The sequence below is a fragment of the Achromobacter sp. Marseille-Q0513 genome (assembly GCF_018195695.1).
Lineage (GTDB): Bacteria > Pseudomonadota > Gammaproteobacteria > Burkholderiales > Burkholderiaceae_B > Achromobacter.
Genome location: NZ_JAGTJY010000156.1, coordinates 1 through 15,055, shown reverse-complemented (window position 1 = coordinate 15,055; position 15,055 = coordinate 1). Strand labels below are relative to the sequence as shown.

Below are 15,055 nucleotides of genomic sequence, written 5' to 3'. Positions count from 1 at the left end.
CGCCCGCCCGGACCACGGCGCGCAAGGCTGCGGAAAGACTGACAGGATCCATGGCTACATCCCCAGATAGGCGCGGCGCACGTCGTCGCTGGCCATCAGTTCGGCGCAGGATCCGCTGTGGCGGATCGCGCCCTCTTCCAGCACATAGGCGCGCTGCCCGGTTTCCAGCGACTGGCCGACGTTCTGCTCCACCAGCAGGATGGACAGCCCGGCGCGGTGCAGACGGGCGATCAGCGCGAACAGTTCCTCGACCATCAGCGGCGACAGCCCGAGCGAAGGCTCGTCCAGGATCAGCAGCCGAGGCTCGGCCATCAGGCCCCGGCCGATGGCCAGCATCTGCTGTTCGCCGCCGGACATGGAGCCGGCCAGCTGGCCCAGGCGCTCGCGCAACCGGGGAAAAGTGTCCAGCACCTGTTCCAGATTGGCCGCGCGCCGGGCGCGCGCCCGCGCATAGGAACCCAGCTCCAGGTTCTCGCGCACGCTCAGGTTGGGAAACACGCGCCGCCCCTCCGGCACCTGGATCAGGCCGGCGCGCACCACGTCGCGGTAGTGGCGGCCGGTCAGGTCCGAGCCGTCGAAGCGCACGCTGCCGCCCCAGGGCCGGAGCAGTCCGCACAGCGTGTTGTTGAGCGTGGATTTGCCCGCGCCGTTGCTGCCCAGCAGCACCACGATCTCGCCCTGGCCCACGCTGAGGTCCACGCCGCGCAGCACTTCCGTGCGGCCGTAGCCGGCCCGCAGGCCTTGCACTTCCAGCAAGCCGCTCATCGTCCCGCCTCCGCCCGTCCCGCGCCGCCCTGCCCGGCCAGGCGCGCGGCCGCGCCATGCCCCAGGTAGGCCTCCACCACCGCCGCGTCGCGCGTCACCTGCGCCGGCGTTCCCTGGGCGATGAGCCGGCCCTGCGCCAGCACCCAGACCTGGGCGGCCAGGCTCATGACCGCGCGCATCACGTGCTCGATCATCAGCACGGTCACGCCGTCCGCCGCCAGTTGCCGCACCACGGGAATCATCTCGTCGATCTCGGCCGGGTTCAGGCCCGCCAGCACCTCGTCCAGCAACAGCAGCCTGGGCCGGGTGGCCAGCGCGCGCGCCAGCTCCAGGCGCTTGCGCCCGCACACGGTCAGGTCGGCGGCGGGCTTGTCCAGCTGCGCGCCCAGGTTGACGCGGCGCGCGATGGCCTCTGCGGCTTCCAGCGCGTCGGCCCGCCCGGGCAGGCGCAGGTGCGCGCCCACGGCGATGTTCTCGCGCACCGTCTGCGCGCCGAAGGGCTGCACGATCTGGAAGGTGCGCGCCATGCCCAGCCGCGCGGCGCGCTGCGGCGCCATGCCGGTGATGTCCCGGCCGTCGAACAGCACCTTGCCCTGGTCCGGGCGCAGAAAGCCCGACAGCAGCCCGAACAGCGTGGTCTTGCCCGCGCCGTTGGGACCAACCAGCGCGCTGATGCTGCCGGCAGGCACCGCCAGGCTGACGTCCTGCACGGCCTTCAGGCCGCCGAAGCTGATGGATAGCGCCTGTGCTTGCAGCAGCATGTCATTTCTCCAGCGCGCGGCGCGCGGGCCGCTTGAACAGCCGCGCCGCCGATTGGCCGCAGCCGCTGATGCCGCGCGGGGCGAAGGTCACGATCAGGATCAGCACCACGCCGTAGATCACCATGCTGATGCCGGGCAGCTCGCCGAACAGGTTGCGCGTCAGGTCGGCCAGCGCGTGCAGCGCCAGCGCGCCCAGCACCGGCCCCCACAGCGTGCCCATGCCGCCGACGATGGCGCCCACCAGCGCCTCGACCGACACGGCCGGGCCGAAGGCGATGGCCGGGTCGATGTACTGAAACACCTGCACATAGAAGGCGCCGGCCGCGCTCATGAAGGCCGCCGACAGCGCGATGCCGCCCAGCTTCACGCGCAGCGGATCGACGCCGATGGCGCGCGCCGCGTCCTCGTTGTCGCGCACGGCCTGCAGATAGGCGCCGAAGCGCGAGCGGCGCAGCCAGGCCGTGACGGCCAGCGCCAGCAGCACGAAGGCCAGGATCAGGTAGATGTAGCCGTGGCGGCTGGGAAACTGCATGTTGTCCGCCTGCTCCCGCAGCGGCAGCATCAGGCCGACGCCACCGCCGGTGAAGGACGCGCTGGTCGCCACGATGCGCAGCACCTCGGCGAAGGCCAGCGTGACCAGCGCGAAGTAGGAGCCGCGCAGTCCGTAGCGGAACGTCAGCCCGCCCACGGCCAGCCCCGCCGCCATGCCCAGCGCGATCGCACAGGGCAAGGCCAGCCAGGGATTCCAGCCCAGCGACAGCTGGCCCAGCGCCTGGGCATAGGCGCCCACGCCGAAGAACAGCGCATGGCCGAAGGACAGCTGGCCGCCGTAGCCGCCCAGGATGTTCCAGGCCTGCGACAGCAGCGCCGCGTACAGCGACATCATGATGAAGGTCAGCAGCACGCTCGACTGCGTGAACCCGGTGATGGCCAGCACCGCCAGGCCGAAGGCCAGGATGGCGCAGGCGTCCTTGACGCTCGTGTTCATGCCTTCCCCCCGAACAGCCCCTGCGGGCGGAACAGCAATACCAGGATGAAGATGGCGAAGATGCCCATCTGGCCCAGCGAATCCCCCAGGAACAGCCCGCCCAGCGACTCCACCACGCCGATCAGCAATCCGCCGGCCAGCGCGCCGGCGAAGCTGCCCATGCCGCCCAGCACCACGATGGTGAAGGCCACCAGCACGAAGCCGCCGCCGACCTGCGGATTGACGTAGTACGCCGGCAGCAGGAAACAGGCGGCCGCGCCCAGGCAGGCCATGCCGATGCCGAACGACAGCGCGTAGACCCGTTCCACGTCGATGCCCATGAGCCGGGCGCCCTGCTTCTCGCGCGCCACGGCGCGGATGGCGCGGCCCAGGTCGGTGCCCCGGATCAGCCACAGCAGGCAGGCGGCCACGGCCAGCGCGCCGCCGAACGCGATCAGCTTGGGCAGCGCGATCAGCGCCGGCCCGATCTCGACCGTCGACAGCGCATAGGGCGTGTCGATGCTGCGCGTGTCGGACTTGAACCAGACCAGCGCCAGGTTCTCCAGCACGATGGACAGCCCCAGCGTGACCAGCAGGATGTTCTCGTCCTTGCCATGGCTGGCGCGGTTGATCACCAGCCGCTGCAGCAGGTAGCCCAGCGCGAACATGCCCGCCATCACCAGCGGCAGCGCCGCGTAGGGATCCAGGCCCAGCCGCTGGTTGAGCAGGTAGACCGCGTACAGCGCCACCATCAGCGCCGCGCCATGGGCGAAGTTGATGATGTGCAGCACGCCGTAGATCAGGGTCAGGCCCAGCGCCACCAGCGCATACACGGCGCCGGTGGTCAGGCCGTTGAGCACGGCGCTGAACAGGATGGCGGGATCCAGCGGCATCGCGTCAGGCCTTCACGGGGAACTGCGCGTCCGCCTGCCGGTACTCGGGCGGGATGATGACCTGGATGTCGCCGCCCAGGACCTGCGTCAGCAAGGGCCGCGCGCCGGTGTTCTGGCCGTCGACGAAACGGGTCGGGCCGTAAGGCATCAGATGGTCGGAGAAGGCGCTGGCCGCCAGCGCCTCGATGATGGCGGCGCGGTCGGCCGATTTCGCCCGTTCCAGCGCGTCCGCCAGCAGGAACATGCTGGTGTAGGTCATGAACACTTCGTAGCTGAAGTAGGCGCCCTTCTGCTCCACCCGCGCCTTCAGCGGCGCCACCCGCGCGTCCTTGGGATTGAACCAGTGGTTGCAGTCGATGATGCCGTGGGCCACGTCGGGATATTCCTTGAGGAACTTGTAGCTCGACGCCGCCCCGCCCAGCACCGAATAGATCGCCTTGGGCTGCACCTTCTGCTGCTTCATGGCGCGCAGCAGCAGCGCGTATTCGTTGTAGTAGTTCGCCGGGATCACGATGTCCGGATTGACCGAGCGCATGCGCAGCACGATGTTGTTGAAATCGCGCGTCGGGTTCGGGTGCTTGATGACCTCTTTCACCTCGAAGCCGTGCTCGGGCAGCGACTTGGACAGCAGCGCCGCCGTGCCCGCGCCGAACAGCGAGTCCTCGTGCACGATCATGACCGTGTGCGCCGGCTTGCCGGCGGCCTGGTTCAGCGCCGCCAGGTCCTGGATGGCGCGCTCGGTACAGCTGCGATAGCCCGGCCCGAAGCGGAAGGTGTTCTTCAGCCCGCGCTCGACGATCTGGTCGGCCACGCCCACGTCGACCACATGGGGCAGCCCGTGGCGCGCAGCGGTCTGCGTGGTCGCCAGGCAGATCGCCGAGGCATAGGCGCCGACCACGGCGGACACGCCGGCCGCCGCCATCTTCTCGACCTCGGCCGAGCCCGCTTCGGGACGCGACTGCGCGTCGCCCAGCACCGCTTCCAACGGCGCGCCGCCCAGCGACTTGATGCCGCCAGCCTTGTTGATGTCCTCGATGGCCAGCAACGCGCCCAGCCGGCATTGCTGGCCCGAGTAGGCCAGCGCGCCCGTCACCGGATGCAGCACGCCGACCTTCACGGCGGGCGCGGACTGGCCGCGCGCGATCCAGGGCGCGGACAGCAGGGCCGCCGCGGCGGCGGATTGGGTCAGGAAATGACGGCGCGTGTTCATGGCGAATCTCCGGAGTGGGATCAATGGAATTGGGCCGACAGCTCTTCGCTGACCCAGACCTTGGCGTCGATGCCGCCGACGCGTGAGAGTTGCAACTGATATTGGTAGCGATCGGGCCGGTACAGGCCCTGCAGCAGCTGCACCGGACGTTCCTTGACGTCGCGCACCAGGCGCGTCACGGCCAGCAGGGCCGAGCCCACGGCCACGTCCAGATGCGGCGCGACCTGCGCGTCGGCCAACCGGGCGCTGATGGTCTGCGTGGCGCCGCCGAACTCGACGCCGGCCGACTCCAGCAGCATCAGCAAGGGCTGGCGCTCCAGGTCCTCGCGCGTGAAAGCGGCGACGGCCAGCGGCACATAAGTAGTGATGTAGGACAAGGGGCCGGCCTCGGTGCTGCGCACCCGCAGGCTCTTGATCACCGGCTCGCCCGGCGCGATCTCCAGCGCCTCGGCCACCGCCGGCGGCGCGCCGACCTGGACGCAGTCCAGCACGCGCACGGCGGTGCGCAGGCCCATGTTGACGATGTTCTCCATCAGGCCGGTCAGCTGCGCCTTCTGCGCCGCGCGCGGGCGCGGCGCGGCAGCGGACGCGGCCGGCGCGCTGCGCGGCCAGGTGCCCAGTCCGGGCCGGCGCGACACCAGCCCGTCGGCCACCAGCATCTCCATCGCCTTGCGGATGGTGATGCGGGCCACGCGGAACTGCGCGGCCAGCGCGTGCTCGCCCGGCACGCCGTCCACGTCGTAGCGCCCTTCCTGCAACTGCTCACGCAGCACAAGGTAGATCTGGTGGTACTTCGGCAACGGCATCGCGGTATCCATGCCGCGAACTCTAGAAGTGTCCTAATGTATGGTCAATAGAACAAATACGCGTATGGGTTGTTCCATCGGGAAAATACCGAGACCACGGGCCAACCCGGCCCCGGTTGCAGGACAACAGGCCAAGGCCGGCGACCGCCGGCCCGGACAGCTTCAGGTCCGCGCGCCCTGCAGGCGCGCAGCCTCGCCGCGCCCATGCCGCAGCAGCCCGATCGCCACCACCGCCAGCGCCGCCGCGCCGGTGGACAGCACCACCGTCCGGTACTCATCGACAAACACCATCGTGATCAACGCCGCCACGATGAAGATGATCACGGCCCAGGTCAGCCAGGGAAACAGCCACATGCGCACCAGCGGCACCTTGCCCTCAGCCTGCAGCTTGCCGCGCATGCGCAGCTGCGAGCAGGCGATCACCAGGTAGACCAGCATGGCGACCATGCCGGTGATGTTCATCAGCGTATCCAGCACGTCCTTGGGACGCAGCGCGTCGACAAAGTTGATCAGGGCCATGAACACCGCCACGGCGCAGGAGGCGATGACCGAATGCACCGGTATGCCGCTGCGCCCGCGCGTGCGCTGCAACATGGCCGGCGCATCGCCGCGCCGGGCCAGCGAGTACAGCATGCGCGAGGCCGTGTAGTGCGCCGACACCAGGCAGCTGCTGACGGACGTCAGCACCACGAAGTTCATCAGGAACTGCGCGCCCGGCACGCCCAGCAGCTCCAGCGTGCGCCGGTAGGCGCCGTAGCCCGGCTGGCCCAGCAGCGGGTCATTCCAGGGCACCAGCGCGGCGATCAGGAAGATCGAGCCGATGTAGAACAGGCAGACACGCCACACCACCGAGCGCGTGGCGCGGCTGATCTGCTGCGCCGGATTGGGCGATTCGGACGCGGCGATGGTGACGATCTCCACGCCCAGGAAGGCGAACATCACCCCCAGCAGCGCCACCACCACCGCCTTGCCGCCGTTGGGCATGAAGCCGCCATGCGCCACCAGGTTGGCCATGCCCTGGGCCTCGCCCCAGGGCCACAGCCGCAGCACGGCCAGCGTGCCGACGACGATGAAGCAGACGATGGCCACGACCTTGATCAGCGCGAACCAGAACTCGGCCTCGCCGTAGTTCCTGACGTTGAAGAAGTTCAGCAGGATCAGCACCAGCGTGGCGCCCAGTGTGAACGCGTTGACCGACAGCAGCGGGAACCACTCGTGCAGGATGATGCCCGCGACATGGGCCTCCCAGGCCATCAGCAGCGCCCAGTAGCCCCAGTACAGCCAGCCGATGGTGAAGCCCGCCCAGCGGCCGATGGCGCGGTCGGCGTAGGTGGAGAACGAGCCGGTGTCGGGATTGGCGGTGGCCATCTCGCCCAGCATGCGCATGATGAATACCACCACGATGCCGCCGGCCAGGTAGGCCAGCACCGCCGCCGGCCCCGCCGAGTGCACGATGCTGCCCGAGCCGACGAAAAGGCTGCCGCCGATCACGCCGGCGATGGACATCATGGTGAGGTGACGCGTCTTCAGCGTGGCGCTGAGCGCGTTTTCCTTGCCGCCTTGCGGCGCGCCGGCGCCGCCCTCCTCGTGCGTGTGATTCACGACGTGTCTCCTTGAGGCTGCGTTGGGCCCTGTCGGGCCTGCATTCTTGTCCGGCCAACATAGCAGCGCCTCGCGCTGATTCATGGAACCACTTGCATGCGTCGCGTGGAACCATTGGCTCACGCTCTCTGATGGCTTGAGAACTGGCTGGCAAGAGTCCTAGGACGCAGCGAAATGTCCCAGGAAAAGGCAGCGTGGATCAGGGCCGCGGGCTTGGCGATGGCGGCGCTACGCCACGCCCGCCGCCTCCGCATCGCGCAGGAAGCGCCACAGTTCCGGATCCTGCGAGTACGCCACGTTGAAGCGCAGCCAGGAGAGATCCCGCCCGCTTATGTCGAACAGCGAGCCCGGCGTCAGCCAGATGCCCGCATCCGCCGCCATCCTGGCCAGCGCGTCGGCGCCGCGCCCGGCCCGGCGGCCAGCGGGTCGCGCCCACAGGAACAGGCCGGCTCGCGGCCGCGCGCAGATCTCGAAGCCGTGGGCGTCGAGCAGCGCCTCGACCTGCTCGTGCGCCCGCGCCAGCCGGTCGCGCAAGCGCGCGGTGTGCGCCGCGTGGCGTCCTTCGAGCAGCACGTGGTGGACCAGGCGTTCCATGGTCTCGGGACCGGTCAGCCCGCTCATCATCTTGCTGCGCGCGCAGGCCCGCAGCAGCGCGTCGTCGGCCACCATGTAGCCGACCCGCAGCGACGGCGCGATGCTCTTGGAATAGCCGCCCAGGTAGATCACGCGCCGAGCGCCGTCCAGGCCCGCCAGCGTCGGCGTCCAGCGGGGCAGCAGCTCGCGCGCGACATCATCCTCGATGATGTGGAAATCATGGCGCGCGGCCAGCGCCAGCACCTCGGCGGCATTGGCCGCTTCCAGACTCGCTCCCGTGGGGTTGTGCAGCGCGGTGTTGACGAACAGCAGCCTGGGCCGGTGCAGCCGCGCCATGCGCTCCAGAGCCCGGCAGTCCAGCCCGGCCGCGCCGCGCGGCACCGGCACGGCGCGCACCTGGGCCAGGCGCAGGATCGGGAACAGATTGGCATAACAGGGCTGCTCCACCGCCATCGTGTCGCCCGGACGCAGCAGCGTGCGCACGACGATGTCCAGCCCCTGCGTCGCGCCCTGCGTCAGCAGGATCCGCTGCGCGTCGGCCGCGATGCCGCGCTCGCCCAGCGTCGCCGCGATGTGTACGCGCAATGGCGCGTAGCCTTGGGGATGGCCGTAGTGCGCCATGCGCCGCATCGGCTGGCGGCTGATGTGCCGCAGCGCGGCGCGCAGGCCATCCTGGTTGAGCCAGTCGTCCGGCAGCCAGCCGCAGCCGGGGCTCAGCCGCAAGGGGCTGTCGGCATGGGTTTCGCACAGGCGCCACTGCGTGTCCAGCGCGGCGGGCCGGGAGGCCGCCGGCGCGGCCTGCGACGGACGCGGGCGCGCGACGCGGTAGCCCAGCCTGGGGCGGGCCGTCAACCAGCCATCCGAGGTCAGCCGGCCATAGGCGCGAGCGACGGTATGGGCGCTGACGCGGTGCAGGCTGGCGAACGCGCGTATCGACGGCAGCATGGACCCGGGCGGCAGCGCCCGCTGCTCGATCGCCCGGCGCACCGCCGCGGCCACCTGTTCCACCAGCGTCGACGCGGCGTCGCCGCGCACGGGCTGGAATTCGATCAAGGATTCGGCCACCACGCACGACCTGTACGGTTGCAATTTTCCCGACTATACAAGCGCCCTGGTTTGGCTTGGCGTGTGTATTTTCAAACCTTGCGGGCGTACCCAGAATGGGCCGCATGCCGCTGGCCACATGCCTTGCAGCACCGGTTTCTGCAGGCCGGGCGGCCAACCCTGACGGGAGCCCTCATGCGCCATCGCGACCAGCCTTGCCCCCCTGTGTCTTCCTGTACCGCCGGCATCGCGCGGGCCGCGCGGCCCGCCTGGGCCGACGCGGCGCGCGCGCGGCTGGGAGCGGCGCTCCTGGCGCTGCTGCCGCTGGCCGCCGCAGCGCCCGCCTCGGCCGAGACCACGCTCAGGGCGGTGATGCATTCGCCGCTGCGCCTGACCGACCCGCACGCGACCACGGCCTACATCACCGCCTGGCACGGCTACATGATCTACGACACGCTGATCGCCGTGGACGAGGACAACAGGCTGCAACCGCAGATGCTCGAAAAATGGGACGTGTCCGAGGACGGCAAGACCTATACGCTGACCTTGCGAGAAGGCTTGGCCTGGCATGACGGCCAGCCGGTGACCGCCGAGGACTGCGTGGCCTCGATCCGGCGCTGGGCCGCCATCGACGCCATGGGCCAGAAGCTGCTCAAGTTCACCGAGCGCCTTGAGGCGCTGGACGCGCGCCGCCTGCGCTTCGTCATGACGCAGCCCACCGATCTGGCGCTGCGCGCGCTGGCCAAGCCTTCCACGTCGGCGCCCTTCATCCTGCCCAAACGCGTTGCCGAACAGCCGCCCGGCAAGCCCATCACCGACATGACCGGCTCCGGCCCGTTCAAGCTCGTCGAGTTCAAGCCCGGCGTGAAAACGGTCTACGCCAGGAACGCCGCCTACGTGCCGCGCCAGGAACCCGCCAGCGGCCTGGCCGGCGGCAAGCGCGTCCAGGTGGACCGGGTCGAGTGGCTGGTGATGCCCGATCACCTGACCACCGCCAATGCCCTGACGAGCGGCGAGATCGATCTGGTCGAGCAGTTCCCCTACGACCTGCTGCCCATGCTGGAAGGCGATGCCGGCATCAAGGTGGAGCCGGCCACGTCCAGCCCCGCCTATTCGATGTACCGCTTCAACTTCCTGCACCCGCCGTTCAATGACAGGAAGATCCGCCAGGCCGCCATGTACGCCATCGGCCAGGAGGACGTGATGAAGGCGCTGGTCGGCAATCCCAGGTACTGGCGCACCTGCGCCTCGCTGTGGGGCTGCGGCACGCCGATGCAGGCGGATGCCGGCCAGGACATGGTGGTGCCCTCGAACATCGACAAGGCCCGCGCGCTGCTGAAGGAAGCCGGCTACGACAACACGCCGGTGCTGATGCTGCATGCCACCGACGTGGCCTCGCTGTCGCCGCAGCCCGTGGTCATGGCCCAGGCGCTGCGCAAGGCCGGCTTCAACGTCACCCTGGCGGCCATGGACTGGCAGAGCGTGGCCTCGCGGCGCGCGTCCAGGGCGCTGCCGGCCGACGGCGGCTGGAGCATCCTGAACACCAATATGTACACCGCCGACCTGGCCGATCCGGTACGCACGCCCATGGCCGCGGCCGATGGCGACAAGGCCTGGTACGGCTGGCCCGACTTTCCCCGGATCGAGGCCTTGCGCGACCAGTACGCGCTAAGCTCGGACGCGGCCGAACAGAAGCGGATCGCCGCCGAGCTGCAGCGCGTGGCCATCGACGAAGGGCTGTACGTGCCGCTGGGGCAAAGCACGCCGCAGCGGGCGTATTCAAGCAAGCTTTCCGGACTGCCGCTGGCGCCCGCTCCGGTATTCTGGAGTGTGAGCAAGGCGCCCTGAGCGCCACGCCGCAACGGTATTGCGGACCCGGCAGCCCACTCCCCTTTCACCCACAGGAGGCAGCATGCGTTGGCTATTGGCAATGATCAAGCATGAGACGAACACGTTCTCGCCGGTCCCCACCCCGCTGGAGCGATTCTTCCGCGGCAGCGCCGAGCCCGTCTCCGGCGACGCGGCGGTGGCGCTGTACGACGGCACCAACAGCGGCCTGGCCGGCTACCTGGACGTGGCGCGCGAGACCGGCGCGGACGTCACCATTCCGGTGGCCGCGGCCGCCTGGCCCAGCGGCCCGGCCACGGCCCAGACCTACCGGCAGCTATGCCAGCCCGTGCTGGACGAGCTGGCGCGCGGCGGCTACGACGCGGTGCTGCTGGACCTGCACGGCGCCATGGTGACCAGCGACCTGGAAGACGCGGAAGGCGACCTGCTGCGCCGCATCCGCGAGATCGCGCCGGACATCCCGGTGGCGGTCACGCTGGACATGCACGCCAATCTGTACGACGACATGGTCAGGCACGCGACCGTGATATCCGGCTATCACACCTACCCTCACGTCGACATCCACGCCGCCGCCGTGCGCGCCGCGCGCATCGTGGCGCGCGCGCTCAAGGGCGAGATCCGGCCCGTGATGACCTGGGGCAACCGGCCCATGCTGCCGCACGTGCTGCGCCAGGGCACCCATGCCGAGCCCAACCGGTCGCTGCAGGCACGCTGCATCGAGCTGGAGAACCAGGGCCAGGCGCTGGCCGCGTCGGTATTCGTGGGCTTTCCGCACGCCGACATCCGCGAGGCCGGCCTGAGCGCCGTGGTCTGTACCGACGCCAGCCCCGCGCAGGCCGAACAGCTGCGCGACGAACTGCTGGACCGCGCCTGGAAGACGCGCGCCGACTGGGTCTATCACTCCGACACGCTGCAACCCTCGGTCGCCCGCGCCGCCGGCATCGAAGACGGACCCGTCGTGCTGCTGGACCATTGCGACAACGCGGCCTCGGGCGGCTCGATGGACAACACCACGGTACTGGCCGAGATCCTGCGCCAGGGACTGGACAACGTGGCCTTCTATGCCATCTATGATCCCGACGCCGCGCAACAGGCCGCCCGGGCCGGCGTGGCCCAGACCGTCACGCTCTCGCTGGGCGGCAAGATCCAGGCACCCGCGCTGCGCCAGCCCAGCCTGCCGCTGGAGGTCACGGGCCGCGTCAAGTTGGTGTTCGACGGCCTGTACCGCAGCCGCGGCCCGATGGGGCGCGGCACGCTCAACGACACCGGGCTGACCGTGGTGATCGACACGGGCCGCGTCGAGATCGTCGTGATCTCCGGCCACCAGGAGCCCTATGACGTGAACTGCCTGCTGTCGGCCGGCATCGATCCGACGCAGAAGCGCTACCTGGCGCTCAAGAGCCGGATGCACTGGCGCGCGGGCTATGCCGACATGGCGACGGCCATCATCGAATGCGCCGGCAACGGCGTCACCACGTCGGACTACAGCCAGATCGAGTTCAAGCGCGTGCGCCGGCCGATCTATCCGCTGGATCCGATGTAGGTCCGGCGGGCCTGGGCCTCACCCTTCCCTGGCCCTCAGCCCCTGCTCCAGGCGCTGTCCGAGCAGGTCCATGAACTCCCGCGCCAGTCCCGGCAGCGTGCGCCCCTGCAGCGTCTGCGCCTGCACGCTGCGCTGGCGCATTTCCGGATTGCTGAACGGCACGGCGGCCAGGCGCAATGCGTCGAGCTGGCCGCCCACGGTCAGGTAGCCGGACAGGGCCACGATATCGCTGCCGGCCAGCATGGGCAGGAAGGCCGCGGAGTGATTGGACACGTAGGCCGGCTCGATGTGCAGCCCGGCATTGGCGCAGGCCGCGTCGAACAGCTGCCGCACCGTGGTGCCCTGGTCGCCCAGCGACAGCGGCAGCCGCGCCAGGTCGCGCACGCTGACGCTGCGGCGACCGGCCAACGCGTGCCGGCGGCACATCACCGCATAGACCGGCGCGCGGCACAGCACCTCGGTGGACAGGCGATCGTCATGGGCCGTGGTGTAACGCAGTCCGATTTGCGACAGGCCTTCCAGCAGCAGGCGGCCGACCTCCTCGGGCCGCTCGACCCGCAGGTGAAAGCGCGCCTGCGGGCGCAGGCGCTTGAACTCGGCCATGCACTGCGGCAGGAAGCGGTGCGCGAAGCCCTCGGTGCAGGCCAGCCGCACGGTCACGTCGCCCAGCGCGCCGCGATGGCGGATCTCGGTGGCGACGCGCTCGGCCTCCAGCGCGGCGGCGCTGGCGTAGGCGGCCAGTTGCCGTCCGGCATCGCTGAGCGCCATGCCGCGCGCCTGGCGCTCGAACAGCGCGATGCCCAGCTCGTCCTCCAGCTTGGCGATCTGCCGGCTGACCGCCGAGGCCGCCACGTGCTGCGCGCCGGCGGCGGCGGCGATCGAGCCGCTGCGCGCGACCTCCAGGAAATACCTCAGGCCCAATGAAATCACGGCGGACTCCCAAGCATTGCCAAAATGGCATGTTTGAAATGCGAATTATCTAATTGTGGCACGCGAAGAAGCGTAATAACTTTGTGCCTCGCATCCGCAACGAGGACCATCGTGAATCGCCAGCAAGCCCTCATGCAGGCCGTCGCAGAGTACGACGACGGCACCCTTCAGGCCGACCTGGCCCGCCGCGTGGCGTTCCGGACCGAGAGCGAGGAAGCCGGCCAGGCGGCCGCGCAGCACGCCTATCTGCGCGACGACATGGCGCCGCTGCTGGCCGGCCTGGGCTTTGCCTGTCGCATCCACGACAACCCGGCCGGCGCCGACCTGCCCATTCTGGTGGCGCGGCGCATCGAAGACCCGGCCCTGCCCACCGTGCTGCTGTATGGACACGGCGACGTGGTGCGCGGCAACGCCGCGCGCTGGGACGCCGGCCGCGATCCCTGGACGCTGCGGGTCGAGGGCGACCGCTGGTACGGGCGCGGCACCGCCGACAACAAGGGCCAGCACAGCATCAACCTGGCCGCGCTGCGCCAGGCCATCGCCGCGCGCGGCGGCAGGCTGGGCTTCAATGCCGTCTGGCTGATCGAGACCGGCGAGGAAGCCGGCTCGCCCGGCCTGGCCGCCTTCTGCGAGGCCCGACGCGACGAGCTGGCGGCCGATGTCTTCCTGGCCAGCGACGGCCCGCGCCTGCACGCCGAGCGGCCCACGCTGTTCATGGGCTCGCGCGGCGCGGTGAATTTCGAGCTGTCGCTGCGCGCGCGCGAACGCGGCTACCACTCGGGCAACTGGGGCGGGCTGCTGTCCAACCCCGCCATCGTGCTGGCGCACGCCATCGCCACGCTGGTGGACGCGCGCGGTCGCATCACCGTGCCCGGCCTGCGTCCGCCGCCCATCCCGCTGGCGGTGGCGCAAGCCCTGGCCGAGCTGGACGTGGGCGGCGGCGCGGACGATCCCGCCATCGACGCGCACTGGGGCGAGCCCGGCCTGTCGGCCTCGGAAAAGGTGTTCGGCTGGAACAGCCTGGACGTGCTGACCTTCGGCGCCGGCGATCCGGCCAAGCCGGTCAACGCCATCCCGCCCGAGGCCTCGGCCTGGTGCCAGCTGCGCTTCGTGGTCGGCACGGACTGGCGCGCGCTGGAAACCCATGTGCGCGAACACCTGCGCCAGGCCGGCTTCGGCGAGGTCCGCATCCGCCTGGGCGCGCAGGCCGGCGCCACCCGGCTGTCCCCGGACAACGCCTGGGTCCGCTGGGCCGCCGCCTCCATCGAGCGCAGCACCGGCAAGCGGCCCGCGCTGCTGCCCAACCTGGGCGGCTCGCTGCCCAACGACATCTTCGCCGACCTGCTGGGCCTGCCCACGATCTGGGTGCCCCACTCGTACCCGGCCTGCGCGCAGCACGCGCCCAACGAGCACCTGCTGGGCAGCGTCGCCCGCGAGGGCCTGGCCATCATGGCCGGCCTGTTCTGGGACCTGGGCGACCAGGGACCGGCCTTGCGCGACGCCGCCGCGACCCTCCGACCCTGACGCCGAGACCACGCCATGTCCATCAAGACCCGCGCCGCCGCAACCGCCCTGGCCCTGGCCGCCGCCGCTTGCGGCGCGACGGCGCACGCCGCCTATCCCGAACAGCCGATCAAGATCGTCGTGCCCTTCACGCCGGGCGGCGCGACCGACTCGGTGGCGCGCCTGCTGGCCAGCAAGCTCTCCGGCAAGCTGGGCCAGCCCGTCATCATCGAGAACCGGCCCGGCGCGTCCACCGTGATCGGCGCCGAGGTCGTGGCGCGCGCGCGACCCGACGGCTACACGCTGATGGTGTCGGGCAGCACCACCTATTCCGTGCTGCCCGCGCTCAAGACCAACCTGCCCTACGATCCGCTGCGCAGCTACGAACACATCGCCATCGTCTCGCTGGCGCCGCTGGTGCTGCTGGCGCGCAAGGACCTGCCCGCAACCACGGCCGGCGAAGCGGCCGAGCTGGCCCGCAAGCAGACCGGCAAGAACGAGGTGAGGGACGGCACCCGCGGGAAGGGGTCCGGTCCCCAACAGGCACGCGAGAGGTGTGCGGGGGGAGCCGGAGCGCGGATGCCACCAG

General features: G+C 70.3%; 13 protein-coding genes. 4 read left to right on the top strand and 9 right to left on the bottom strand.

Translation table 11 applies throughout. The annotated features are described in order from the left end of the window. Positions 1 to 54: 54 nt before the first annotated feature. The 8 genes from KDH83_RS23880 to KDH83_RS23845 form a co-directional block, all read right to left on the bottom strand. Entirely contained in the window at positions 55 to 765 is a 711-nt protein-coding gene (locus KDH83_RS23880; protein WP_212320493.1) for an ABC transporter ATP-binding protein, read from the bottom strand. Further along, a complete protein-coding gene (locus tag KDH83_RS23875) occupies positions 762 to 1,526 on the bottom strand; it encodes an ABC transporter ATP-binding protein (RefSeq protein ID WP_212320491.1) in 765 nt (254 codons plus the stop codon). Before KDH83_RS23875 ends, KDH83_RS23880 begins: the two co-directional genes overlap by 4 nt. Before the next feature lies 1 nt (position 1,527). Continuing rightward, positions 1,528 to 2,514, bottom strand: a complete 987-nt coding sequence (locus tag KDH83_RS23870; protein WP_212320489.1) for a branched-chain amino acid ABC transporter permease — start codon at positions 2,512 to 2,514, stop codon at positions 1,528 to 1,530. Then, complete coding sequence (locus KDH83_RS23865) at positions 2,511 to 3,386, bottom strand: branched-chain amino acid ABC transporter permease (protein ID WP_103274238.1); 876 nt, start codon at positions 3,384 to 3,386, stop codon at positions 2,511 to 2,513. The genes KDH83_RS23870 and KDH83_RS23865 overlap by 4 nt, the downstream gene beginning before the upstream one ends. Before the next feature lie 4 nt (positions 3,387 to 3,390). Then, the gene (locus KDH83_RS23860) at positions 3,391 to 4,596 is read right to left on the bottom strand and encodes an ABC transporter substrate-binding protein (RefSeq protein WP_212320487.1); all 1,206 of its coding nucleotides are present in this window, start codon (positions 4,594 to 4,596) and stop codon (positions 3,391 to 3,393) included. Positions 4,597 to 4,616: 20 nt separating this feature from the next. Continuing rightward, the gene (locus KDH83_RS23855) at positions 4,617 to 5,414 is read right to left on the bottom strand and encodes a GntR family transcriptional regulator (protein WP_212320485.1); all 798 of its coding nucleotides are present in this window, start codon (positions 5,412 to 5,414) and stop codon (positions 4,617 to 4,619) included. A 150-nt stretch (positions 5,415 to 5,564) separates the two neighbouring features. Further along, entirely contained in the window at positions 5,565 to 7,004 is a 1,440-nt protein-coding gene (locus KDH83_RS23850) for an amino acid permease (protein ID WP_349291660.1), read from the bottom strand. 228 nt (positions 7,005 to 7,232) lie between these two features. Next, complete coding sequence (locus KDH83_RS23845; protein WP_212320495.1) at positions 7,233 to 8,651, bottom strand: PLP-dependent aminotransferase family protein; 1,419 nt, start codon at positions 8,649 to 8,651, stop codon at positions 7,233 to 7,235. Between the two features lie 363 nt (positions 8,652 to 9,014). On the opposite strand from KDH83_RS23845, the gene KDH83_RS23840 reads away from it, so the two are divergent. Together KDH83_RS23840 and KDH83_RS23835 are read left to right on the top strand one after the other, a co-directional pair. Continuing rightward, positions 9,015 to 10,490, top strand: a complete 1,476-nt coding sequence (locus tag KDH83_RS23840; RefSeq protein ID WP_349291661.1) for an ABC transporter substrate-binding protein — start codon at positions 9,015 to 9,017, stop codon at positions 10,488 to 10,490. A 64-nt stretch (positions 10,491 to 10,554) separates the two neighbouring features. Continuing rightward, complete coding sequence (locus tag KDH83_RS23835) at positions 10,555 to 12,033, top strand: M81 family metallopeptidase (protein WP_212320480.1); 1,479 nt, start codon at positions 10,555 to 10,557, stop codon at positions 12,031 to 12,033. A gap of 18 nt (positions 12,034 to 12,051) precedes the next feature. Here the strand turns inward: KDH83_RS23835 and KDH83_RS23830 are convergent, their stop codons facing one another. After that, the gene (locus KDH83_RS23830) at positions 12,052 to 12,963 is read right to left on the bottom strand and encodes a LysR family transcriptional regulator (protein ID WP_212320478.1); all 912 of its coding nucleotides are present in this window, start codon (positions 12,961 to 12,963) and stop codon (positions 12,052 to 12,054) included. Between the two features lie 111 nt (positions 12,964 to 13,074). Between KDH83_RS23830 and KDH83_RS23825 the strand changes: the two genes are divergently transcribed. Both KDH83_RS23825 and KDH83_RS23820 read left to right on the top strand, forming a co-directional pair. Further along, positions 13,075 to 14,487, top strand: a complete 1,413-nt coding sequence (locus KDH83_RS23825) for a M20 family metallopeptidase (protein ID WP_212320476.1) — start codon at positions 13,075 to 13,077, stop codon at positions 14,485 to 14,487. Positions 14,488 to 14,502: 15 nt separating this feature from the next. Next, on the top strand, positions 14,503 to 15,055 hold a 553-nt coding region (locus tag KDH83_RS23820; RefSeq protein ID WP_249205304.1), incomplete at its 3' end, for a tripartite tricarboxylate transporter substrate-binding protein.

Bases quoted from the DNA above. Each gene is read 5' to 3' on its own strand.
- KDH83_RS23875 (WP_212320491.1), bottom strand. From the start codon at position 1,526: ATGCTGCTGCAAGCACAGGCGCTATCCATCAGCTTCGGCGGCCTGAAG.
- KDH83_RS23860 (WP_212320487.1), bottom strand. From the start codon at position 4,596: ATGAACACGCGCCGTCATTTCCTGACCCAATCCGCCGCCGCGGCGGCC.
- KDH83_RS23835 (WP_212320480.1), top strand. From the start codon at position 10,555: ATGCGTTGGCTATTGGCAATGATCAAGCATGAGACGAACACGTTCTCG.
- KDH83_RS23865 (WP_103274238.1), bottom strand. From the start codon at position 3,386: ATGCCGCTGGATCCCGCCATCCTGTTCAGCGCCGTGCTCAACGGCCTG.
- KDH83_RS23870 (WP_212320489.1), bottom strand. From the start codon at position 2,514: ATGAACACGAGCGTCAAGGACGCCTGCGCCATCCTGGCCTTCGGCCTG.
- KDH83_RS23840 (WP_349291661.1), top strand. From the start codon at position 9,015: ATGCATTCGCCGCTGCGCCTGACCGACCCGCACGCGACCACGGCCTAC.
- KDH83_RS23855 (WP_212320485.1), bottom strand. From the start codon at position 5,414: ATGGATACCGCGATGCCGTTGCCGAAGTACCACCAGATCTACCTTGTG.
- KDH83_RS23880 (WP_212320493.1), bottom strand. From the start codon at position 765: ATGAGCGGCTTGCTGGAAGTGCAAGGCCTGCGGGCCGGCTACGGCCGC.